General features: G+C 71.2%; 17 protein-coding genes. 6 read left to right on the top strand and 11 right to left on the bottom strand.

All coding sequences use genetic code 11. From position 1 onward, the window contains the following. Nucleotides 1–267 precede the first annotated feature (267 nt). Together BMW88_RS18975 and BMW88_RS18970 are read left to right on the top strand one after the other, a co-directional pair. Nucleotides 268–2,529, top strand: a complete 2,262-nt coding sequence (locus BMW88_RS18975; RefSeq protein ID WP_089952368.1) for a cellulase family glycosylhydrolase — start codon at nucleotides 268–270, stop codon at nucleotides 2,527–2,529. 181 nt (nucleotides 2,530–2,710) lie between these two features. Next, nucleotides 2,711–5,791, top strand: coding sequence for a glycoside hydrolase family 78 protein (locus tag BMW88_RS18970; RefSeq protein WP_218148122.1), 3,081 nt, complete (start codon nucleotides 2,711–2,713; stop codon nucleotides 5,789–5,791). Here BMW88_RS18970 and BMW88_RS18965 read toward each other — a convergent pair. From BMW88_RS18965 to BMW88_RS18925, 9 genes are read right to left on the bottom strand one after another with little or no spacing between them, the layout of a single operon-like run. Beyond that, on the bottom strand, nucleotides 5,775–7,013 hold the full coding sequence (locus tag BMW88_RS18965) for an SGNH/GDSL hydrolase family protein (protein WP_089952366.1): 1,239 nt from the start codon (nucleotides 7,011–7,013) through the stop codon (nucleotides 5,775–5,777). The genes BMW88_RS18970 and BMW88_RS18965 overlap by 17 nt on opposite strands. Before the next feature lie 16 nt (nucleotides 7,014–7,029). Next, complete coding sequence (locus BMW88_RS18960; protein ID WP_089952364.1) at nucleotides 7,030–8,337, bottom strand: rhamnulokinase; 1,308 nt, start codon at nucleotides 8,335–8,337, stop codon at nucleotides 7,030–7,032. Further along, nucleotides 8,334–10,358 (bottom strand): bifunctional aldolase/short-chain dehydrogenase, encoded by a 2,025-nt coding sequence (locus tag BMW88_RS18955; protein WP_089952362.1) that lies wholly within the window; start codon nucleotides 10,356–10,358, stop codon nucleotides 8,334–8,336. The genes BMW88_RS18960 and BMW88_RS18955 overlap by 4 nt, the downstream gene beginning before the upstream one ends. Further along, complete coding sequence (gene rhaI, locus BMW88_RS18950; RefSeq protein WP_089952360.1) at nucleotides 10,358–11,512, bottom strand: L-rhamnose isomerase; 1,155 nt, start codon at nucleotides 11,510–11,512, stop codon at nucleotides 10,358–10,360. Before rhaI ends, BMW88_RS18955 begins: the two co-directional genes overlap by 1 nt. A gap of 18 nt (nucleotides 11,513–11,530) precedes the next feature. Next, nucleotides 11,531–11,842, bottom strand: a complete 312-nt coding sequence (locus tag BMW88_RS18945; RefSeq protein WP_089952358.1) for an L-rhamnose mutarotase — start codon at nucleotides 11,840–11,842, stop codon at nucleotides 11,531–11,533. A gap of 1 nt (nucleotide 11,843) precedes the next feature. Further along, nucleotides 11,844–12,905 (bottom strand): rhamnose ABC transporter substrate-binding protein, encoded by a 1,062-nt coding sequence (rhaS, locus tag BMW88_RS18940; RefSeq protein WP_218148121.1) that lies wholly within the window; start codon nucleotides 12,903–12,905, stop codon nucleotides 11,844–11,846. Then, nucleotides 12,902–13,861 (bottom strand): ABC transporter permease, encoded by a 960-nt coding sequence (locus BMW88_RS18935; RefSeq protein WP_089952356.1) that lies wholly within the window; start codon nucleotides 13,859–13,861, stop codon nucleotides 12,902–12,904. The genes rhaS and BMW88_RS18935 overlap by 4 nt, the downstream gene beginning before the upstream one ends. Then, complete coding sequence (locus tag BMW88_RS18930; RefSeq protein WP_089952354.1) at nucleotides 13,854–14,903, bottom strand: ABC transporter permease; 1,050 nt, start codon at nucleotides 14,901–14,903, stop codon at nucleotides 13,854–13,856. The genes BMW88_RS18935 and BMW88_RS18930 overlap by 8 nt, the downstream gene beginning before the upstream one ends. Beyond that, a complete protein-coding gene (locus tag BMW88_RS18925) occupies nucleotides 14,900–16,417 on the bottom strand; it encodes a sugar ABC transporter ATP-binding protein (protein WP_089952692.1) in 1,518 nt (505 codons plus the stop codon). Before BMW88_RS18925 ends, BMW88_RS18930 begins: the two co-directional genes overlap by 4 nt. Nucleotides 16,418–16,525: 108 nt before the next feature. Between BMW88_RS18925 and BMW88_RS18920 the strand changes: the two genes are divergently transcribed. Continuing rightward, complete coding sequence (locus BMW88_RS18920) at nucleotides 16,526–17,539, top strand: LacI family DNA-binding transcriptional regulator (RefSeq protein WP_245777906.1); 1,014 nt, start codon at nucleotides 16,526–16,528, stop codon at nucleotides 17,537–17,539. Here BMW88_RS18920 and BMW88_RS18915 read toward each other — a convergent pair. Both BMW88_RS18915 and BMW88_RS18910 read right to left on the bottom strand, forming a co-directional pair. Continuing rightward, a complete protein-coding gene (locus tag BMW88_RS18915) occupies nucleotides 17,532–17,945 on the bottom strand; it encodes a hypothetical protein (RefSeq protein ID WP_089952352.1) in 414 nt (137 codons plus the stop codon). The genes BMW88_RS18920 and BMW88_RS18915 overlap by 8 nt on opposite strands. A gap of 149 nt (nucleotides 17,946–18,094) precedes the next feature. Beyond that, on the bottom strand, nucleotides 18,095–19,528 hold the full coding sequence (locus BMW88_RS18910) for a hypothetical protein (RefSeq protein ID WP_143116143.1): 1,434 nt from the start codon (nucleotides 19,526–19,528) through the stop codon (nucleotides 18,095–18,097). 434 nt (nucleotides 19,529–19,962) lie between these two features. Here BMW88_RS18910 and BMW88_RS18905 point away from each other — a divergent pair, with 434 nt between their 5' ends. The 3 genes from BMW88_RS18905 to BMW88_RS18895 all read left to right on the top strand — a co-directional run bounded on the left by BMW88_RS18905 (nucleotide 19,963) and on the right by BMW88_RS18895 (nucleotide 22,200). After that, nucleotides 19,963–20,283: a hypothetical protein gene (locus BMW88_RS18905; protein ID WP_245777905.1), complete on the top strand. Its 321-nt coding sequence runs from the start codon at nucleotides 19,963–19,965 to the stop codon at nucleotides 20,281–20,283. 31 nt (nucleotides 20,284–20,314) lie between these two features. Beyond that, on the top strand, nucleotides 20,315–21,562 hold the full coding sequence (locus BMW88_RS18900) for a nucleotide sugar dehydrogenase (RefSeq protein ID WP_089952348.1): 1,248 nt from the start codon (nucleotides 20,315–20,317) through the stop codon (nucleotides 21,560–21,562). A gap of 89 nt (nucleotides 21,563–21,651) precedes the next feature. Next, nucleotides 21,652–22,200, top strand: coding sequence for an EF-hand domain-containing protein (locus BMW88_RS18895; protein WP_089952346.1), 549 nt, complete (start codon nucleotides 21,652–21,654; stop codon nucleotides 22,198–22,200). The last annotated feature ends 25 nt before the right edge of the window (nucleotides 22,201–22,225 follow it).

Here is a 22,225-nt window from a genome sequence, read left to right as displayed (position 1 = left end):
CGCCTGGGGCGTGGTAGCGACGGCACGAGAGCTGATCTCGCGCGGATCGTCCGGGTCCGCGGCGGTTTCCGGTGAGCCTGTCGTGGACGGGCCGGTGGAGCCGGGTTCTGTCCGGCCGGACATCCCGACGTCATCGGGTTGTCCGCAGCGGACAGGTTCGGGCGGTGGGCCAACCGGCGGTGCCGTCGGGTCATCGGCTGGCTAAGGTCCGAATTCTGGGAGCGCTCCCAGAACTCTCATCGTCGAGACTTTTCCCAGGAGGTCGTCGTGACCTTGCGATTTCTCCGAGCGGTGGTGACCGGTCTGCTCCTGGCGGCCTGCGTCGTCATCGCCCCGGCCGCGGTGAGCGCCGCGGCCCCCGCGCGCATCATGGCGCTGGGCGACTCCATCACCGGCTCACCGGGGTGCTGGCGAGCGCTGCTGTGGAAGCACCTCCAGGACACCGGCCACACCGGCGTCGACTTCGTCGGCTCGCTGCCCGCGCCCGGCTGCGGCTTCGCGCACGACGGCGACAACGAGGGGCACGGCGGCATCCTGGCGACGAACATCGTGCGGGACAACCTGCTGCCGGGCTGGTTGTCCTCGGCCCGGCCGGACGTGGTGCTGATGCACCTGGGCACCAACGACGTCTGGAGCAACGTCCCCACGGCCACGATCCTCAACGCCTACACCACGATGCTCGGCCAGATGCGGGCGAGCAACCCGGCGGTCAAGCTCGTCGTCGCCCAGCTCGTCCCGATGAACCCGGCCAACTGCTCCGCCTGCGGGCAGCGGGTGATCGACCTCAACAGCGCGATCCCCGGCTGGGCGCGGGCGAACAGCACCGCCGCCTCACCGGTCACCGTGGTCGACCAGTGGACCGGGTTCGACACCGCGGCCGACACCACCGACGGCGTGCACCCCAACGGATCCACCGGCATCCAGAAGATCGAGAGCCGCTGGTACCCGGCGGTGGTGGCCGCCCTGGGCGCGCAACCCCCGGCGGCGGTGGGTCTGCACGTCGAGGGGACGAAGGTCGTCGAGGCGAACGGGTCCGCGTTCGTCATGCGCGGCGTGAACCACGCGCACGTCTGGTACCAGAACCAGACCAGGGCCTTCGCCGACATCAAGTCCTTCGGCGCCAACACGGTGCGCGTCGTGCTCGGCAGCGGCCAGCGGTGGGGACCCACCCCGGCCGCCGAGGTCTCGAGCGTCATCGCGCTGTGCAAGCAGTCGAAGCTGATCTGTGTCCTCGAAGTCCACGACACCACCGGGTACGGGGAGCAGAGCGGGGCCGCGAGCCTGGACCAGGCGGCGACCTACTGGATCAGCGTGGCCGAGGCGCTCAAGGGTCAGGAGAACTACGTCATCATCAACCTGGGCAACGAGCCGTTCGGCAACAACGCCGAGGTCAGCGCCACGTGGGCGAGCGCAACGAGCGGGGCGATCAGCCGCCTGCGCGGCGCGGGGCTGCGGCACCTGCTGATGGCCGACGCGCCGATGTGGGGCCAGGACTGGGCGAACATCATGCGCGACAACGCGGCCTCGGTGCTCAACGCCGACCCGCAGCGCAACACCGTGTTCTCCATCCACATGTACGGCGTCTACAACACCGCGGCGAAGGTCAACGCCTACTTCGACGCCTTCCGGACCGCCGGCCTGCCCCTGGTGGTGGGGGAGTTCGGGCACAACCACAGCGACGGCGACCCGGACGAGGACACGATCATGGCCCAGGCGCAGGCCCGCGGCCTCGGGTACCTCGGCTGGTCGTGGAGCGGCAACAGCGGCGACGTCGCCTACCTCGACATGGTCAACTCCTTCAACCCCGCGAGCCTCACCCCGTGGGGTGAGCGCTTCCTCAACGGTGCCAACGGAGTCCGGCAGACGTCCAGGGAGGCCACCATCTTCGGCGGCGGTCCCGGTGACACCCGGCCGCCGTCGGCGCCCGGCACCCCGGCGGCCTCGGGCGTGACGTCCACCGGCCTCACCCTGAGCTGGACGGCGTCGACCGACGACGTCGGCGTCACCGGTTACGAGGTGCTCCGCGCGGTGGGCAGCGGCTCGTTCGCGCAGGTGGGCTCGACGGCGACGACGACGTTCGCCGACACGGGCCTGAGCCCGTCGACCACCTACCGCTACCAGGTGCGGGCCAGGGACGCGGCGGGCAACGTCTCGGCCGTGTCGGGCACCGGCACGGCGACGACGAGCGCGGGCGGTGGCACCGGCGCGTGCAAGGTCGGCTACTCCGCCCAGAACTGGGGCGGCGGCAACGGGTTCACCGCGAGCGTCACCATCACCAACACCGGTACCGGCGCGGTGAACGGCTGGACCCTCGCCTTCAGCTACCCGAGCGGTCAGCGCGTGACCCTGCCCGGATGGGGAGCGGCGTTCACCCAGTCCGGTGCCGACGTCACCGCGACGAACCTCGCGTGGAACGGCACGCTGGCGCCGAACGCGTCGGCGAACATCGGGTTCAACGGCACGCACGGCGGCTCGAACCCGGCGCCGACCTCGTTCTCCCTGAACGGAAGTGCCTGCACGACGGCCTGATGCGGCGACCACCGGCCCCGGCGCACCGCCGGGGCCGGTTCGCGTTTAAACGATTCAAACGAGCTGTCCGGTTCAGGACAGCTTGGTCGCGTGCGACTTGACACCTCCCGCAAGTCCCAAGACCCTGGCTTCCGCCTCGCGGTGTTGAAACGTTTCATCCAGCGACGAAGGTGGAGACGACGTGCGCAGACGGGAGTTCCTGAGGACATCGGCCGTCGGGCTGTCGGCGGCGGCGCTGCCGGTCGGGACGGCGCAGGCCGAACCGGACGAGCGGCCGGGCGGGATGCGCGTCGTGCGCACCACCGTGGAGTACGCGGAGACGTTGCTGGGCACCGACGTCACCCGGCCCCGGCTGGGCTGGGTGCTCGCGGCGGGCGGCACCGGCGCCAGGCAGACCGCGTACGAGGTGGAGGTCGGCACCGCACCGGGGCGTGCCGACGTGTGGCGGTCCGGCCGGGTCGCCTCCGACCGCACGACCGGAATCCCGTTCGAGGGCGCGCCGCTGAAACCGCGCACCCGTTACCACTGGCGCGTTCGCGTGTGGGACGGCGCGAACCGGCCGTCGCCGTGGAGCACGGGCAGCTGGTGGGAGACCGCACTGCTCGGCACGCCGTGGCAGGCGCGCTGGATCGGTGCACCGGACACCTCGATCGGCTTCACCGGCGCCTCGTGGATCTGGTCCGCCACGACCCCGGCGGCGAGCCGCTGGTTCCGCACCGCCGTCGACCTCCCGGCGGACGCGGTGCGCGCCCGGCTGGTCGCGACGGCGGACGACGACTTCACGTTGTACGTCAACGGGTCCCAGGTGCTGCACGTACCGGAGGAGGCCGACGTCTGGAAGGTCGGCCAGCGCGCGGACGTCACCGGGCTGGTGGGCAGGCGGGCGGTGCTCGCCGTGCGGGCCACGAACAGGTCGGAGGGGCCGGCCGGGCTGCTGGTCCGGCTGCTCGTCGACCTCCGGGACGGACAGCGCGAGGTCGTCACCGGCCCCGGCTGGAAGGTGGCCGAGACCGAGCAGCCGGGGTGGCAGAACGCGGACTTCGACGACTCGGCCTGGACGCCGGCCACCGTGCTGCACCCGTACGGACAAGGCCCCTGGGGCGCGGGCGTCACGGTGCGGGAGCAGCCTGCGCCGTTGCTGCGCAAGGAGTTCACGCTCGGCAAACCGGTCCGGCGGGCCCGGCTCTACATCTCCGGTCTCGCCTACCACGAGACGGAGATCAACGGCCGCCACGTCGGTGAGCGGGTGCTGGATCCCGGGTTCACCGACTACGACAACACCGTCCTGTACGCGACGCACGACGTCACGAGCCTGGTCCGCGGCGGCCGCAACGCGATCGGCGTGACGCTCGGCCGCGGTTTCTACGGCATGAAGACGCCGAACGTGTGGCGGTGGGAGCGGCCGCCGTGGCACGACGAGCCGAAGCTGCTGGCGCAGCTCGAGATCGACCACCCGGACGGCACCCGCACGACGATCACCTCCGACGAGTCGTGGCGGCTGACCGACGGCCCGACCGTGTCGAACTCCCTCTACACCGGCGAGACCTACGACGCCCGGCTCGCCCCGCGCGACTGGACGAAACCGGGCTTCGACGACAGCGGGTGGCAGACCTCGCCGGTCCGGCCCGCGCCGAAGGGCGCGCTGAAAGCCCAGGAGCACGAACCGATCCGCGTGGTCGAGTCGGTCACACCGGTCGCGGTCGCGACCCCGCGGCCCGGCGTCTTCGTGGCGGACATGGGGCGCACGATGTCGGGCTGGACGCAGCTCACCGTCACCGCGCCCGCGGGCACGGTGGTGCGGCTCAAGCACGGCGAGACGCTGAACGCCGACGGCACCGTGCGGATGGAGAACGGTCACGTCACCGGCAGCCGCATCCAGCTCGACGAGTACGTCTGCGCCGGCGGCACGGAGACCTGGGAGCCGAAGTTCTCCTACAAGGGCTTCCGCTACGTCGAGGTGACCGGCCTGACCTCCGCGCCCCGGCTGGTCGGCAGGGTCGTGCACTCGGACGTGCCGCAGGTCAGCACGTTCCGGTGCGCGGAGCCGCTCTTCGAGCAGTACGACGCCGCGATGCGCCGCACGGTGGTGAACAACCTGCACGGCATCCCCACCGACACCCCGACCTACGAGAAGAACGGCTGGACCGGTGACGCCCAGGTCGGCACGCCGTCGATGCTCGCCGAGTTCGGCCTGGCCAAGTTCTTCACCAAGTGGCTCGGTGACCTCGCGGACAGCCAGGACGAAGCCGGGCAGCTCCCGGTGATCGTGCCGAGCGGGGGCTGGGGATACCGGGAGCTGGCGCCCGCGCCGGAGTGGACGACGGTGTACCCGTTCGTGCTGCGCGAGATGTACCGGATCTACGGCGACGACCGGCTGCCCGCGCAGCACTGGCCGGTGCTCACCCGGTACCTGGACTGGGAGATCGGCAGGCTGCGCGACGGGCTCGCGGTCACCGCCCTCGGTGACTACCTGCCGCCCGGCTCCGGCGGCCTGCCGCCCGAGGACACCCGGCTCACGGCGACCGCCTACCTCTACCGGGCGTTGCTGCACACCGCCGAGCTCGGTGACGTGATCGGCAGGCCCATGCCGCGGTACCGCGAAGTCGCCGCGAACCTGGTGGAAGCGTTCAACAAGACCTTCCTCGACGGCTACTACCGCACCGCCCAGGACCCGGACTACCGGCAGACCTCCAACGCGATCCCGCTGGCGTTCGGCATGGTGCCCGCCGGGTCCGTCCAGGCCGTCGCCGACAAGCTCGCCGCCGAGATCCGGGCGAACGGCAACCACGTCAACGTCGGCTGTCTCGGCGCGAGCGTGTTGTTGCAGGCGTTGAGCGACCACGGCCACGCCGACGTCGCGCACGCCATGGCGACGGAGCGGTCGTACCCGAGCTGGGGCCACTGGTTCGAGAACGGCGCCGACACCATGTGGGAGATGTGGGACACCGGCACGCGCTCGCGCAACCACTACTTCAAGGGCACCGTCGTGCAGTGGCTGTACGAGCACGTGGCCGGGTTGCGACCGGGTGACGCGGGATACCGGACGTTCACCGTCAAGCCCAACGCCACGGCTGGGGTGTCCTGGGCGCGTCTCGAGTTCGAGAGCGTGCGCGGACGCATCGGCGTGGCGTGGGCCAAGGTCGACGGCGTGCTGCGCCTCACCGTCAAGGTGCCGGTCGGCTCCACGGCGGAGGTGCACGTGCCCGGCGGATCGGTGGTGCCGGTCCCGCACGGGCGCTGGACGTTCAGCGGAACAGCCTGAGCGGAACGGCCTCGGCGAGCATGCGGTAGCCCGCGGGGTTGAGGTGCAGGTGGTCCCCGACGTCCGCGGCGGGCACGAGCCGCCGCGGACTCGCGGGATCGCGCACGGCGGCGTCGAAGTCCAGCACGGCGTCGAACCGCCGGCTCGCGCGGATCCAGCGGTTCACCGCCTGCCGGGCCGACTCGCGCAGCCCGCCGGGGTCGTCGTAGTTGCTGCCGCCGAAGGGGAGGAGGGTCGCGCCGTAGACCTCGATGTCGTGAGCACGCGCGCGGTCGACGATCTGCTGGTAGGCGGCGATCAGGTCGTCGGCGACCGCCTTCTGCGCCGGCTCGGTGGGCTCGGCCGTGCCGATGTCGTTGACGCCCTCGAAGAGGATCAGCCACCGGACCCGGCTCTGCGCGATGAGGTCGCGGTCGAGCCGGGCCAGCACGCTCGGGCCGAGCCCGTCGCGCAGCACCCGGTTGCCGCCCGCCGCCTGGTTGAGCACCGGGACGTCGTTGCCGCGCAGGCGGTCGAAGAGCTGGTCGGGCCAGCGGTCGTTGCCGTTGGTGGTGGAGCCGCGCCCGTCGGTCAGCGAGTCGCCGATCACCACGACGGCGTTCGCGGAGGACTGCACCTCGACGCCGCTGAGGAAGTACCAGTGGTCCACGGGTGTCGCGCCGGGCAGCTCCACGGCCTCGGTGTGGTTGCCGGCCAGGAGGTGGGACGTGGTGCGGGAACCGGGGTGCGAGGTGATCTCGGCGGATGCCTGCCCGCGTGCCAGGTAGGTGGTCACCGCGAGGTTCGTGCCGGCTTGCAGGGTGAAGTCCAGCGGGTCGGACACGACCAGCGCGCCCGGCGGGACGTCGGCCCAGGGGTGGCCGTTGAACGTGACCCGGCGCGTGGTGCCCGGCTGGACCGCGCTGACACCCGCGCGTCCGTTCTGCGGCAGTGCCACGGTGACGGCGGTGAGCGGGAGCACCGCGCCGCCGAAGGCGTTGCTGAAGCGCAACCGCATCCGCCTCCCGCCGGTGGTGACCCGGACCGTCTGGCGCAGCGTGGCGTCCGCCAGCACCACACCCTCCCCGGTGAAGGGCGGCGGCGGCATGTTGTGCGGTTCGGTGAGCTGGGGCATCGCCACCCAGGTGTGCACCCAGCGGGAGCGGGAGGGAACTCGGGCTCGCGCCACGGCGGGGGTGAGCACACCGGTGGCGGCCAGGCCCAGGAAGGAGCGCCTGCGCATCTGTGCCGTCCTTTCGTCAGCGGGGCTGATAACGGCGGAGCGGCTGCGTCCTTCCTACCAGCTTCCGGAGGTCGGCGAGAGTGCCCCGGACGGCTCCGGCGGCACGCGCCTGCACGAGGACGTTGCCCAACGCGGTCGCCTCGGCCGGTCCCGCCACCACGGGCAGGCCGCAGGCATCGGCGGTGAGCTGGCAGAGCAGCTCGTTGCGCGAGCCGCCACCGACGATGTGCACGACCTCGACCTCCTTGCCGGACAACCGTTGCGCGTCCGCGATGGCGTCGCGGTGGGCCAGCGCGAGACTGTCCAGCACGGACCGCACGACCTCCGCCCGCGTCATGCTCTTCCCGCACCAGCGCTCGATGCGGGAGGGCATGTCGCCGGGAGGGAGGAACACCGGGTCGTTGGGGTCGAAGACGGCCCCCGTGGCGGTCGCCGCCTCCCGCAGCAGCGGTTCCAGCTCGGCGCCCCAGACCCGCAGGCATTCCTGCAACAGCCAAAGCCCCATCACGTTGCGCAGGTAGCGGACGGTGCCGTCGACGCCTCCCTCGTTGGTGAAGTTGGCCGCCTTGCTCTCCGGCGTGAGCACGGGTCCGGTGAGCTCGACGCCGACCAGTGACCAGGTGCCGCACGAGATGTAGGCGAACCGCTCGGTCTCGGCGGGCACGGCGACGACGGCGGAGGCGGTGTCGTGCGAGCCGACCGCGGTGACCGGGATGCCGCGGTGGGTGCCGGCCGGGTCGCCGGGGTGGCGCAGCGCCGGGAGCAGGCCCGGCGGCAGGTGCCGGGTCAACCCGTCCGACCACCGTCCACTCCGGACGTCGATCAGGCCGGTCGTGGTCGCGTTGGTGTACTCGGCGCCGCGTTCGCCGGTCAGCCAGTAGGAGATCAGGTCGGGGATGAGCAGGAGGTGGGCGGCCTGGGGCAGCAGCGGTTCCGCCATGAGCTGGAACATCGTGTTGAACGGCTGGAACTGCAGGCCGTTGATCTCGTACAGGCCCTCCGGCGGCACGATGCCGTCGGTGCGGGAGTCGCGGTAGTGCACGGGCTCGCCGAGCAGCTCGCCGCGCGCGTCGAGCAGGCCGTAGTCGACGGCCCAGCTGTCGATGCCGATGCTGTCGATGCCGTGGCTCCGGCTTGCGAGCCGGAGCCCGGTGAGGACCTCGCGGTACAGGCCGGACACGTCCCAGTGCAGCGCGTCCCCGCGGCGCACCGGCCCGTTGGGGAACCGGTGCACCTCCTCCATCCGCACCTCGTCCGCGGTGACGATCCCGCGCACCACCCGGCCGCTGGACGCGCCGAGGTCGACGGCCGCGACCACCGTCATCGCAGGAACGCCGCTGCCACACCGGCGTCGACCGGCACGTGCAGCCCCGTGGTGAGCGACAGGTCGCCGGCGGTCAGCGCGAACACCGCCGCCGCCACGTGCTCGGGCAGCACCTCGCGCTTGAGCAGCGTGCGCTGGGCGTAGAACGCGCCGAGCTCCTCCTCCGGCACGCCGTAGACGGCGGCGCGCTGGGCGCCCCAGCCGCCCGCGAAGATGCCGGACCCGCGCACCACGCCGTCGGGGTTGATGCCGTTGACCCGGATCCCGTCCGCGCCCAGCTCGGCGGCCAGCAACCGCACCTGGTGCGCCTGGTCGGCCTTCGCGGCGCCGTACGCGACGTTGTTCGGGCCCGCGAACACCGCGTTCTTGCTGGAGATGTAGACGATGTCGCCACCCATGCCCTGCGCGCGCATCACCTTCGCCGCCTGTTGCGACACCAGGAACGAGCCCTTGGCCATCACGTCGTGCTGCAGGTCCCAGTCCGCCTCGGTGGTGTCCTCCAGCGGCTTGGAGATCGACAGCCCGGCGTTGTTGACCACCAGGTCCACCCCGCCGAACGCGAGCACCGCCGCGCGGAACGCCTCGGCGATCCCCGCGGCGTCCGTGACGTCCACGGTCACCGGCACCGCCACGTCGGCCGATCCGATGCTCTCGGCGACCTCGCGCGCGCCGGCGGCGTCGCGGTCGGCCACCACGACGCACGCGCCTTCCGCGGCCAGCCGCCGGGCGACCGCCCTGCCGATGCCCGACCCGCCGCCGGTGACGAGTGCCACCCGCGTGGCGAGCGGCTTGGGCTTCGGCATCCGCTGCAGCTTGGCCTCCTCCAGCGCCCAGTACTCGATGCGGAACTTCTCGCGTTCCTCGATCGGCGTGTACCGCGAGACCGACTCCGCGCCGCGCATCACGTTGATGGCGTTGACGTAGAACTCGCCGGCCACGCGCGCGGTCTGCTTGTTCCTGCCGAAGCTGAACATGCCGACCCCCGGCACGAGCACGACGGCCGGGTCCGCGCCGCGCATCGGAGGGCTGTCCGGCTCGGCGTGCCGCTCGTAGTACGACCGGTAGTCGTCGCGGTAGGCGTCGTGCAGCTCCTTGAGCCGCGCGACGACGTCCGGCAGCGGCGCGGACGGCGGCAGGTCGAGCACCATCGGCCGGACCTTGGTGCGCAGGAAGTGGTCGGGGCACGACGTGCCCAGCGCGGCCAGCTCCGGGTGCCGTTCGCGGGAGAGGAAGTCCAGCACCACCGCGGTGTCGGTGAAGTGGCCGACCTGGGGGCTGTCCGTGGAGGCCAGGCCGCGGATCACCGGCGCGAGCGCGGCGGCCCGTTCGCGGCGTTCGGCCTCGGGCAGCGGTTCGTGGACCACCGGGCCGAACGGTTCGGCACGGCCGTGTTCGTCCAGGTAGCGCTGCGCGGTCTGGATGATTTCCAGCGACCGGGCCTCGCACTCCTCGCTCGTCGCACCCCACGCGGTGATGCCGTGCCCGCCCAGGACCACGCCGATGGCCTGCGGGTGGTCCCGCCGCACGGCCGCGATGTCCAGGCCGAGCTGGAAACCGGGCCGCCGCCACGGCACCCACACCACGCGTTCGCCGAAGCACGCCTTCACCAGCGCCTCGCCGTCCGCGGCGGTCGCGAACGCGATGCCCGCGTCCGGGTGCAGGTGGTCGACGTGGGCCGCCTCCACGAGCCCGTGCATGGCCGTGTCGATCGACGGCGCCGCGCCGCCCTTGCCGTGCAGGCAGAAGTCGAACGCGGCGACCATCTCGTCCTCGCGCTCCACGCCGGGGTACACGTCGGTCAACGCGCGCAACCGGTCGAGCCGCAGCACGGCGAGCCCCGCCTCCGTCAGCGTGCCCAGGTCACCACCGGATCCCTTGACCCACATCAGGTCCACCGGCTGTCCGGTGACGGGGTCGGGCGACGAGCCCTTGGCGGAGGTGTTGCCACCGGCGTAGTTGGTGTTGCGCGGATCGGCTCCGAGCCGGTTGCTCCGCCGCAGCAACGCTTCGACCTGCTCCATCACGCACCCCACCCGGCGGCCTCGCCGCCGACTCGTTCCCGGACGATCCGCTCGGCGTACCCGGACCGCCGGTACGCGGTCATCGGGTCCGGGTCCAGCCCCATCTCCTCGCGCAGCTCGCGCAGCAGCGGGCGGACGTCGGTGTTGTAGGCGTCCATCAACGCGCCGTTCGCCGCCAGCACGTCACCGGCGCGCTGAGCCGCCGCCAACGCCTCCCGGTCGACCAGCAGCGCCTTGGCGGTCGCCTCCTGGACGTTGAGCACCGAGCGGATGATCGCCGGGATCTTCGGCTCGATGTTGTGGCACTGGTCGAGCATGAACGCGATGCCCGCGGCCGGGTCCAGCGCGTCCGCCAGCACGATCTCGTGCATGATCCGGAACAGCTGGAACGGGTCGGCCGAGCCGACCATCAGGTCGTCGTCGGCGTAGAAGCGCGAGTTGAAGTCGAAGGCGCCGAGCTTCCCGGCCCGCAGCAGGAACGACACGATGAACTCGATGTTCGTCCCCGGCGCGTGGTGCCCGGTGTCGATCACCACCTGCGCCTTCTCGCCCAGCTCCAGGCAGTGCGCGTACGCCGTGCCCCAGTCCGGCACGTCGGTCGCGTAGAAGGCGGGCTCGAAGAGCTTGTACTCCAGCAGCATCCGCTGGTCGTCACCGAGCCGGTCACAGGTCTCGCGCAACGCCTCGGCGAGCCGGTCCTGCCGGGCGCGCAGGTCGTCCTGCCCCGGGTAGTTGAGGCCGTCGGCGAACCACAGCTTGAGGTCGCGCGAGCCCGTCTGGTCCATGATGTCGACGCACTCGAGCAGGTGCCCGATCGCCTTGCGCCGCACCGCCGGGTCCGGGTGGCACACGCTGCCGAGCTTGTAGTCGTCGTCCTGGAAGACGTTGGAGTTGATGGCGCCGAGCGCGACCCCGCGGTCGCGGGCGTACTCGGCCAGCTTGCCGTAGTCGTCGGTCCTGTCCCACGGGATGTGCAGCGCGACGGTCGGCGCGACACCGGTGAGCCGGTGCACGACCGCCGCGTCGTCGATCTTCTCGTAGGGCGTGCGCGGAACACCCGGCTGGGCGAAGACCTTGAACCTGGTGCCGGAGTTGGCGTACGCCCACGAGGGCGTCTCGATCCGTTGCCCGCGCAACGCGTCCTTCACACTCATCGTTCTCCTCAAAGCGTCTCAGTCGAGGTGGAAGACCTCGTCGAGCGGCCGCATCCGTTCGTCGGCGTTGCCGTCGCCGACGAAGAACTCCGCCATCTCGGCCTGCCAGCGCGCGTTCACCCCGGTGCGGGCCATCCCGGCCAGCGCCGCGTCGAAGTCGTCGCACTCGAGGTAGCCGACCAGCAGACCGTCCCCGGCGAGGAAGAGGGAGTAGTTGCGCCATCCCGCCTCGCGCAGGGCGGCCAGCATCTCGGGCCAGACCTCGCGGTGCCGTGCCCGGTACTCGTCGAGCCGGTCGGGCCGGACCCGCAGGGTGAAGCAGACGCGCACGTCAGAAGTCGAACTGGTCGATGTTGTCCTTGGTGAACACGGTCGGCGGTCCGAGGACGACCTCGCCCTTGGCGCCGATCGTGTACTCACCGAGGTCACCGGCGTCGTACTTCTCGCCTTCGGCACCGGTGATCTGGCCGGAGGCGAGCGCGGCGGCGGTGCGGGTGGCGAGGTAGCCGAGCTTGCTCGGGTCCCACAGCGCGAACGACTTGACCGTGCCGTCCTGGACGAACTTGCGCATCTGGTTCGGCGTGCCCAGCCCGGTGAGCTGCACCTTGCCCTTGTACTCCGACGAGCTGAGGTAGCGGGCGGCGGCCGCGACACCGACGGTGGTCGGCGAGATGATGCCCTTGAGGTTCGGGTGCGCCTGCAGCAGGCCCTGGGTCTTCTGGAACGACGTCTGGTCGTCGTCGTTGCCGTACGCGGTCTCCACGAGCTTCAGGCCCGCGTACGCGGGCTTCGCGAGCTCGGTCTTCATGACCTCGATCCAGGCGTTCTGGTTGGTGGCGTTCGGCGTCGCGGACAGGATCGCGATCTCCCCGCTGCCGCCGACCGCCTCGGAGATCAGCTTCACCTGGCCGGCCGCGATCTCGTTCGAGGTGGCCTGGTTGATGAACACGTCCCTGGCGTCGGGCGCGGCGTCGGAGTCGAACGTGACGACCTTCAGCCCCTGCGAGCGCGCGGACTTGAGCGCCGGCGCGACGGCGTTCGCGTCGTTCGCGGAGATCACCAGCGCGTCCTGCCGCTGCTGCGCGGCGGTGTTGATGTAGGTGACCTGCGAGGAGGCCGCGGCGTCGGACGGGCCGGTGGCCTTGACCTCGGCCTTGATCGAGCCGCCCGCGTTCTCCGCACCCTTCTGCGCCACCGCGAAGTACGGGTTGTTGACCTGCTTCGGCAGGAACGTGATCTTCAGGTTCTCCTTGAGCGGGGCGTTCGGGTCGGCTTTCGCGGAGCCGGTGGCGGCACCGGTCTGCTGGCCGGCGCTGTCCTTGGTGGTGCCACCGCAGGCGGTGAGCGCGACGGCCCCGGACATCACCAGGGCGAGCACCAGGCGTGTGTTCATGGCGTGACCTTCCTCAAGGTTGCGACGCGTCGGGTGATCGAGGGGGCGAGAACGCTCACCAGCAGCAGGAGACCGGTGACGATGGTGAGGACCTCCGTGGAGGTGTCCTGCAGGATCAGCAGGTTGCGCAGGCCGCCCAGCAGCAGCACGCCCGCGAGCACGCCGAAGAGCGAGCCCCTGCCGCCGAAGATGGACACGCCGCCGAGCAGGACCGCGGCGACGACGGCCAGTTCGAGCCCGACGCCGTTGTCCGCGCGGGCGCTCGAGAAGCGGAACGTGTAGACGATGCCCGCGACCGCGGCCACCGCACCGGCGAGCACGAAGAGCGTGAGCTTGACGCGCTTGACCCGGATGCCGGAGAAGCGCGCGCCCTCCTCGTTGGCGCCGATCGCGTAGACGGACCGGCCGAACGAGCTGGCGTGCAGGGCCACGCCGAACAGGAGCGCGAGGACGGCCGCCAGCACGATCGGGTACGGGATGTCCGTGCCGGGCACCGGGGTGGTGCCGAAGTCCGTGTAGGCGGCCGGGAAGTCGGCGACCGCGGTGTCACCCAGCACCACCAGCGCGAGGCCGCGGTAGAGCGCGAGCGTGCCGATGGTGACCGCGAGGCTGGGCAGGCCGAGCCTCGTGACGAGCAGCCCGTTGACCGCTCCCGCCAGCGCGCCGGCGACGACGACCACCGGGAGGATCGTCTCCAGCGGCCAGCCGGCGTTCCACAGCCAGCCCACCAGCGCGCTGGCCAGGCCCAGCACCGAGGCCACGGACAGGTCGATCTCGCCCGCGACGATCACCAGCGTGAGGGGCAGCGCGATGAGCGCGATCTCACCGATGTCGAGGCCGAGGTAGAAGAGGTTGCCGCCGGACAGGAACGACCCGTCCGTGCTGACCTGACCGGTCAGCGCGACGACGATCAGCAGGAACACCAGCGCGGTCTCCCACCGCAGGAGGTTACGCATGGCTGGTCCCTTCCGCGCTGCGCAGGGCCCTCGCGAGGCGCAGCGCCAGCAGCCGGTCGACGGTGATGGCGCTGAGCAGCAGCGCGCCGGAGATCGCCTGCTGCCAGAACGCGGGGATCTGCAGCACCACCAGGCAGCTCGTGATGGTGCCGAGCAGCAGCGCTCCGAGCGCGGCCCCCGCGACCGTCCCGGATCCGCCGAAGATCGCGACGCCGCCGACCACGACCGCCGCGACGACCTGGAGCTCCAGCCCGGTTCCCGCGGCCGCGTCGACCGTGCCGTACCGGGCGACCCACAGCGCGCCGGCCAGCCCCGCGACCAGTCCGGACAGGACGAACGTGGTCAGCGTGCGCCTGGCGACCGGGATGCCCGCGAGCGCGGCCGCCTCGGGGTTGGAGCCGAGCGCGTACAGCTCGCGTCCGGACCGGTAGGAGCGCAGGTAGACGGCGGCCACCGCGACGATGGCGAGGGTGATCAGCACCAGGACCGGGATGCCGAGGACCCGGCTGCTGCCCAGGGCGAGCAGTGCGTCCGGGAGGTCGGCGGCGTTGACCTGCCTGCCTTGCGCCAGCGCGTAGTCGACGCCGCGGAAGACGTACAGCGTGCCGAGGGTGACCACGAGGCTGGGGACGTTGCCCAGCGCGACGAGGAGACCGTTGAGCAGGCCGCAGGCCAGCCCGACGGCGACGCCGAGCCCGATGCCCGCCAGGAGCGGGGTGCCGGGGTGGTCGGCGAAGTGCTGCGCGGTGAGGAAGGCGGACAGCCCGAGGACCGACCCCACGGACAGGTCGACGTTGCGGGTCACCACGACCAGGGTCTGGCCCACGGCGAGGAGGGCGACGATCGAGGCGTTGAGGAGGAGGTCGCGCAGGCTCTGCGGCTGGACGAACCGCGGGTTCACGATCGCCGTGGGGATGACGACCAGGGCGAGGGCGACGACGATGCCGAGCTCGCGGACCCTGCCGACCCTGGTGGAGAGGCGGCGGGCCGTGGTGCGGCGGTTCGAGGGTGGCGCGACGGCGTCGCCGAGCTGGGTCGTCATGGCGCCACCGGCTGTCCGGCCGCCGCCAGCGCGACCCGGTGCTCGGTCGCCTCCGCCCGCGACAGCTCCTCCACCAGCCGGCCCTCGTGCATCACCAGCACCCGGTCGGCCATCCCGAGCACCTCCGGCAGCTCCGAGGAGATCATCAGCACCGCCACGCCCTGCCCGGCCAGCTCCGACAGCAACCGGTGCACCTCGGCCTTGGTCCCGACGTCGATGCCGCGCGTCGGCTCGTCCACGATCAGCACGGAGGGCTGGCGTGCCAGCCACTTGGCGAGCACGACCTTCTGCTGGTTGCCGCCGGAGAGAACACCGACGGGGTCGCTCAGCCGCGCGAACTTCAGCCGCAGCTTGACCGCCCAGTCCCGGGCCAGCGCCCGTTCGGAACGGCGGCGCAGCAGCCCGAACGTCGACAGCCTGCCCAGCGAGGCGAGCGCGGTGTTGCGCTCGATCGACGCGTCCATCACGAGGCCCTGCTGGCGGCGGTCCTCCGGGACGAACCCGATGCCCGCGGCCATCGCGGCGGTGGGGGAGCCGTGCTTCAGCTCCTTGCCGCGCACGAGCACGGAACCGCCGTCGGGCCGGTCGATGCCGAACACCGCCCGCGCGACCTCGCTGCGCCCGGCGCCGACAAGTCCCGACAGCGCGACGATCTCGCCCGCGCGCACGTCGAACGACACGTCGGTGAACACGCCCTCACGGGTCAGGCGCCGCACGGACAGCAGCACCTCGCCCGGTGTCGTGTCCTGCTTGGGGAAGAGCTGCGACAGCTCGCGGCCGACCATCCGCCGCACCAGCGAGTCCGGTGTCTCACCGGAAAGCTCACCAGACCACACGAACTCGCCGTCGCGCAGCACCGTGGCCCGCTGGCACAACGCGAAGACCTCGTCGAGCCGGTGCGACACGAACAGCACCGCCGAGTCCTGGTCGCGCAACGCCCGCACCACACCGAAGAGCCGCTGGACCTCGTGCGCGGACAACGCGGCCGTCGGCTCGTCCATGACGATCACGCGGGCGTCGAAGGACAGCGCCTTGGCGATCTCCACGAGCTGCTGGTCCGCAATGGACAGTCCCCGCGCCGGACGGGCCGGGTCGAGCCGCACACCCAGGCGGGAGAACAGCTCCGCCGTGCGGGCGTGCATCTGCGCGACGTCGATGCGGCGGCCGAGCCCGAGCGGCTGGCGGCCCATGAACACGTTCTCCGCCACGGACAGGTCGCCGAACAGCGTCGGTTCCTGGTAGATGATCGCGATGCCCGCCGCGAGCGCGTCGGCAGGGCCGGAGAACTTCCGCGCGACGCCGTCGACGAGCACCTGGCCCGCGTCCGGGCGGTGCACCCCGGCGAGCGTCTTGATCAGCGTCGACTTGCCGGCGCCGTTCTCCCCGAGCAGCGCGTGGGCCTCGCCGGGCAGCAGCCGCAACGACACTCCGGACAACGCGCGCACGGCGCCGAAGGACTTGCTCACCTCGTCCAGTGCCACCACCGGAGGTCGGTCCACGTCCGTCTCCTCGATGTTGAAACGTTTTAACGGCTGAGTTACGTGCACTCTGGGTGCGGCGGGGCAGCATGTCAAGAACCGACAGGTACGATTCGTTGTCACGTTTCAACAAAGGAGCCGCTCGTGAAGCCGTCAGTGGGCATCCGCGACGTCGCACAGCACGCCGGCGTGTCGAACGCGACCGTCTCGAACGTGCTGAACCGGCCGGACGTCGTCGCGCCCGCCACGCGCCAGCGGGTGCTCGCCGCGATCGAGGAACTCGGCTTCGTGCGCAACGAGTCCGCGCGGCAGCTCAGGGCGGGCCGCAGCCGGGTGATCGCCTACGTCGTGCTCGACGCGGCGAACCCGTTCTTCACCGACGTGGCCCGCGGGGTCGAGGACGCGGCGAGGGAGGCGGGGTTCTCCCTCTTCCTGTGCAACAGCGCCTCCGACGGCAGCCGTGAACGCGACTACCTGGAACTGCTGCACGAACAGCGCGTCGAGGGCATCCTGATCACCCCGGTCGACACGGAGAGCGCGGGGTTCGCCGATCGCGGCACGCCCGTGGTGCTGGTCGACCGCGAGACGGCGGACGGCACGCGCTGCTCCGTCGCGGTGGACGACGTGCTCGGCGGCGAGCTGGCGGTGACCCACCTGATCGAGAACGGCCACACGCGCATCGCGATGGTCGGCGGCCCGTTGTCGATCCAGCAGGTGCGCGATCGCCGCGAGGGGGCAGTCCGGGCGCTGACGAACGCGGGACTGCCCGCGGACGCGCTCACGTTCCTGGAGACGAGGGGCCTGCAGGTGGCCGAGGGCCGGGGCGCGGGGGAGCGGCTGGTGGGCCTGCCGTCCTCGCGGCGCCCGACGGCGGCGTTCTGCGCCAACGACCTGCTCGCGCTGGGGCTGCTGCAGTCGATGACCCAGCAGGGGCTTCGGGTGCCGGACGACCTCGCGGTGGTGGGCTACGACGACATCGAGTTCGCCGCGGCCGCAGCCGTTCCGCTCACGTCGGTGCGCCAGCCTCGCGAGCAGCTCGGCCGGACCGCGACCCGGCTGCTGCTGGCGGAGCACGAGCAGGACCACGAGCACCGGCACGTGAAGTTCCAGCCGGAGCTCGTGGTCCGCGCGTCCACCGCGGTCAAGCGGTCTACCTGACGAGCGTCATTTCCCGCTGTTCTTCGACAACGCTCGAATTGTTCGGCGGGAGGTAGACGTTCAGCGACGCCGAGGCGAATGCGACGCCCTGGCGGAACGCTTTCGTGCGCGACACCACGGTGACGTCGACCTTGTGGAATTCGCCGGTGCACGGCACGCTCGCGATGTACTTGTCACCCGTAGCGAGCTCGCCGCGCACGTTCTGCGTGACCTGCACCCACAGCGACCCGGACGCGCCGTTCTGGCACATCACCCGCATCGGCACGGTGACCGCGACACCACGGGCCTCCAGCTTGGCCTGCACCGCGACGGCGACCGCCGCCTCCACCGGCGGGGTCGCCGCCGCGGGCAGGGCGGTCGCGACCAGCGCCGCCGCGGCCAGAAGAACGGTCGAAAAAGCACGCACTGTATTTCCACCTCGTTTTCCGAAGGGCTTTGCGACTTATCAGGCGCGAAACCGACATTAGCCAGCTCCTGATCGGCCGGGCGAGGGGCCAAATGTCGAAGCTCATTCGTCGAGGTGAACGTGGTGAGCGGTGCGGTGTTTCGCGTGCTTCACTCGCCGCGCGACAGGTACTTCTTGATGCAGTGGACGACGCCGAGCCGGCTCGCGAAGGCGTTGAAGTCGGCGAGCCGGACCACGGAGAACCCGAGCCCCGTCCACAGCCGGTCCATCTCGTCGTCGACCACCGCGAGGTCGGCGTGCTCCCCGTGCCCGAACGTGGGCAGGTAGACGCGCTTGCCCCGGGAGCTGTTCTCCACCAAGCAGTTGTTCCAGGTGATGTGGTGCCACGACCGCACCTGGACCGAGGTGTCCTGCTGCGCCCCCGCCGCCGCGAGCTCGGCCACGACCTCGCGCAGCTCGGCGCCGTCCGGGGTGCCGGCGAAGTCGCGCAGCGCGGAGAACGGGAGCCGCTGGGTGATCTCCGGCCGGTGCACGAGCGGGTTGCGCCCGACGGCGAACCCGCGCTGTTCGAGGTCGGCCGCGATCTCGTCGTAGGCGGCCTGCAGGGCGAATGGCGACTTCGTGCCCAGCGCGCTGTCGGCGAGCGCCGGGCTGCCCACGAGCACGCGGAACCTGCCGTCGTCGGCCGGACCGGCCAGTGTCACGAACATGTCGATGTGGAAGATCGGCTGGAGGTCACCCGTGCCGCCACCGGGCAGGTCGAGGAAGTACTCGCCGCCGTCCACCGTCGCGTAGTACCTCTTGAGGCCCAGCGGGCGTTTCGTGCCGACGAGGTGCAGCTCGCGGGTGCTGTCGACGTGCCGGCCGAAGAGCTCGCGGGCGAACTCGACCTCGGTGCGGCCCTCCGGCACGCTGACCGGCAGCTCGCCGGTGCGGATGAGGTCGAGCGTGTCGAGGAAGTAGTCGGTGCCGAGCAGCCAGAAGTCGTCGCCGACGAGGCAGTTGCCGCCTTGGAAGACGAGCGGGGCCTGGCTCGCCCGCACCGAGGTGAACTCCTCGACGCTGTCCGCGATCAACGAGTCACCCGAGCGCGGGAACGACCACGGCTCCAGCAAGTACGTGTGGCTGTCCTCGGTGTCGTCGGCGTCGACGAGCGCCAGGTAGGCGTCCTCGGCCCAGTCGGTGAAGTCGACGTAGTCGGGCATCGGCACGTGCGCCACGTTGCCCTCGGGATGACCGGCCGCCCGGAACCACTCCGCGACGGCTTGCCGATCGCTCTCGTGGTGCACGACGACGAACCGCGTTCCCGCGCGCATCGAGTTGATCACCGAGCGGTAGCCGGCCGTGAGCTCGGGCGAGTGCACCCCGTAGGAGGGGAACGACAGCAACAAGCTGTCGATCGAACCCGCCCACGACGAGATCAGCCGGGGGCGCTGGACGCCCGGCCGGGCGCGGAACACGTTCAGCGTGGCGGCGCGCGCGGAGCCGAGGGCGGGGAACAGGTCGCGGTCGGTGCGCTTGTGGTGCGGCGCGTGGGGGACCAGGAAGCGGTAGGTGGCGTCTCCGTACGTGCCGGCACTCACGGTGGACCTCCGGGATCGGCGGATCGTGGAGGTGAGGATCCCACGGTCGAACACCGCTGCGGATTTCGGCCGTCTCGTTGGCGGCCGTGTGTCGCCGGGGGCGGCACGGTGGCACGGGTGTCACCGCGGACCTTGGTCACCTGGCCACCGCAACCACCCCATGTGCCACCCCTCGGCCACTTCGCCGCCGACGGACCACCTCGCTCCGCAGACCACCCCGCGTGCCACCGCGAGCAGCTTGTTGACGCGAGTGTCACCCGTTCACGGGAACGTCCTGGGTGGACGAACACGCAGAGGCGCACCGAAGACCTTCAACCGCATGCTCCCTCCCGCCCGACCGCAACCTGGACGCGTGATGTTCGGGAACAAACCCACTGATAGCGGTGAGTGACTGTTAGCGTGCGGAGAGCGATATCCCGGATGTGGAGGCTTCGATGAAACGCCTTGTCACAACAACAATCGCCACGCTCGCCACTACCACCTTCCTCGCCACGACGACCACGACGACCGCCGGCGCACTGGCTGCGACCGGCCGGGTGGCGGTGTTCTCGACCGAGGCCACGCCGATCGAGATCTTCGAGAACCCCAGCGGCTGCAACAAACTCGCACCGGACGCCCACGTGCTCGTCAACCTGACCGACAGCGACGTCATCGTGCACGGCGACCCGCTCTGCCTGGGGCCCGGGCTGGTCGTCGGGAAGGAGCACGGCTCGCACGTCGCCGCCGGCAGCGGTGCGTTCTCCGTCAAGGACTGACCCTCATGTGACAAGTCGGGAAAGGACACGCGTGTCTGTCGATCTTGTCGTGGTCGGCGTCGGCTACGTCGGACTGCCGCTCGCCGCCGAAGCCGTCGCCGCCGGGTTGTCGGTGGTCGGGTACGACACCTCGCCTGAGGTGGTGAGCGCGGTGGCCGACGGCCGCTCGCACGTGCTCGACGTCTCGGCAGCCCAGTTGCGGGACATGAAGGCCAGGGGTTTCACCGCCACCTCCGATCCGGCGGTGCTGAGCGAGGCCGAGACGATCACGATCTGCGTGCCGACCGGACTCGACGCCGGGGGTGGGCCGGACCTGTCCGCCGTGCGGGCCGCGGCCACGACCATCGCCGGACACCTGCGGCCCGGCACCCTGGTGGTGCTGGAGTCGACCAGCTACCCGGGGACGACCGACGAGGTCGTCCGGCCGATCCTGGAGCGGAACGGGCTGATCGCGGGCGAGGACTTCCCGCTCGCCTGCTCGCCCGAGCGGATCGACCCCGGCAACCCGAGGTTCGGCCTGCGCAACACCCCGAAGGTCGTCAGCGGTTACACCCCGTTGTGCGCCAAGCACTGCGCCGCGTTCTACGGGCGGTTCGTCGACACGGTCGTGGTGGCACGCGGCACCCGTGAGGCGGAGATGGCCAAGCTGCTGGAGAACACCTACCGGTACGTGAACATAGCGCTGGTGAACGAGATCGCCGTGTTCTGCGACAACATCGGCGTCGACGTGTGGGACGTGCTGCACTGCGCGGCGTCCAAGCCGTTCGGGTTCGCGCCGTTCGTGCCCGGTCCCGGCGCCGGCGGGCACTGCATCCCGGTCGACCCCCGGTACCTGCTGGACAAGGCCGATCGTGCGGGCACCCGGCTCGGTGTCGTGCACGCGGCACGGCGAGTGGACGACCAGATGCCTTCGTACGTGGTCGAACGCGTCAGGCGGATGCTCGCGGAATGCGGCAGAGCCCTGCGGGGGACGACCGTGCTGCTGCTCGGCCTCACCTACAAGGCGGACGTGCCGGACACCCGCGAGTCCGCCGCGGTGCGGATCGCCCTGCGCCTGCGCGCGCTCGGCGCGATCGTGACCTACCACGACCCGGTGGCCGGTGCGGTGCCCGAGCTCGGGCCGCCCGTGCCGGACCTCGACACGGGTCTGCGGACGGCGGACGCCGTCGTGCTGCTCGTCGCGCACCGCGACTACGACCTCGGCCGGGTGGCGAGGACCGCCCGGCTGCTCTTCGACGTGACGGGCCGAGTTCCCGGAGAGGAGGTCGTGCGCCTGTAAGCGCGCCCGTCACAGGGGTGCCTGCCGGGGTGAGGCCCGGCAGGCGGACATCAGCTCATCTGAACTCACGCGACAAGGAGTGTGCCCGAATGACCGCCGCAACGACCTCCACGGCCAAGAACGACCGGCTCAAGAAGCGTTTCGCGAAGTGGGACGTCAACCACAACGGCCGGATCGAGAAGTCCGACTACGAGTCGGAAGCCCGCCGGATCATCGACGCGTTCGGCGAGGATCCCTCGTCGCCCCAGGCTCGTTCTCTGATCGACTCGTTCACGAGCATGTTCGAGTACCTGGCGAACAAGGCGGGTGTCGGACCGGACGGCGCGATGTCCGAGGAGCAGTTCATCGAGGTGGCCGAGGCGCAGATCTTCCAGGACGGCGACTCGGGGTTCAACCGGGTCGTGCGTCCCACGATCGCGGCGATCGTGGGGATGTGCGACACCGACGGGGACGGTGAGGTGAGCCCGGCGGAGTTCGGCAAGTGGCTGAAGGCCGTCGGCGTCGAGTCTTCCGCCGCGGACGAGGCGTTCCGGACGATCGACGCCAACGGCAACGGCAAGCTGACCGTCGACGAGCTCGTGTTCGCCGTGCGCGACTACCACATGGGCAAGCTGGACGTGCCGCTGCTCGGCAAGTGACCGAGTGGTGAAACGGGCCCCAGGC

This window comes from Lentzea xinjiangensis, assembly GCF_900110955.1.
Taxonomy (GTDB): domain Bacteria; phylum Actinomycetota; class Actinomycetes; order Mycobacteriales; family Pseudonocardiaceae; genus Lentzea; species Lentzea xinjiangensis.
The sequence above is the reverse complement of the archived record's forward strand: the minus strand, read 5'-3'. Positions and strand labels throughout refer to the sequence as shown.

Coding starts and splice junctions, on each gene's coding strand:
- BMW88_RS18930 (WP_089952354.1), bottom strand. CDS start 14,903: ATGACGACCCAGCTCGGCGACGCCGTCGCGCCACCCTCGAACCGCCGC.
- BMW88_RS18935 (WP_089952356.1), bottom strand. CDS start 13,861: ATGCGTAACCTCCTGCGGTGGGAGACCGCGCTGGTGTTCCTGCTGATC.
- BMW88_RS18955 (WP_089952362.1), bottom strand. CDS start 10,358: ATGGAGCAGGTCGAAGCGTTGCTGCGGCGGAGCAACCGGCTCGGAGCC.
- BMW88_RS18965 (WP_089952366.1), bottom strand. CDS start 7,013: ATGCGCAGGCGCTCCTTCCTGGGCCTGGCCGCCACCGGTGTGCTCACC.
- BMW88_RS18960 (WP_089952364.1), bottom strand. CDS start 8,337: ATGACGGTGGTCGCGGCCGTCGACCTCGGCGCGTCCAGCGGCCGGGTG.
- BMW88_RS18905 (WP_245777905.1), top strand. CDS start 19,963: ATGAAACGCCTTGTCACAACAACAATCGCCACGCTCGCCACTACCACC.
- rhaI (WP_089952360.1), bottom strand. CDS start 11,512: ATGAGTGTGAAGGACGCGTTGCGCGGGCAACGGATCGAGACGCCCTCG.
- BMW88_RS18895 (WP_089952346.1), top strand. CDS start 21,652: ATGACCGCCGCAACGACCTCCACGGCCAAGAACGACCGGCTCAAGAAG.
- rhaS (WP_218148121.1), bottom strand. CDS start 12,905: ATGAACACACGCCTGGTGCTCGCCCTGGTGATGTCCGGGGCCGTCGCG.